This window comes from Corynebacterium sp. HMSC075D04, assembly GCF_001815635.1.
Classification (GTDB): Bacteria; Actinomycetota; Actinomycetes; order Mycobacteriales; family Mycobacteriaceae; genus Corynebacterium; species Corynebacterium coyleae.
Window position 1 is genome coordinate 1 of the sequence record NZ_KV821334.1, and the last position, 214, is coordinate 214.

Sequence of the window (214 nt, forward strand, 5' to 3'; positions counted from 1 at the left end):
GATTGGTGGCTGTATCTGAAAACGGAACTGCCTGGCGATCCAATAGAAATCGCCAGACAGTCCAACTGGGGCCAGAACCAACTCGCCAAAGTTACAACCCTGACCCGAAACGAGAACCAAGCCGACTATGAAACAGGACGACCAGCCCTCTACGACAACGGTATCGATACCGAGTACACACACTCAATCGGCATCCAAAAAGGCCACATCTAAC

At 51.4% G+C, this 214-nt stretch carries 1 pseudogene; it reads left to right on the forward strand.

The features are described 5' to 3' along the window. Positions 1 to 213 (forward strand): annotated as a pseudogene (locus HMPREF3048_RS04830) (IS256 family transposase); the annotation flags it as partial. Between the last annotated feature and the right edge of the window lies 1 nt (position 214).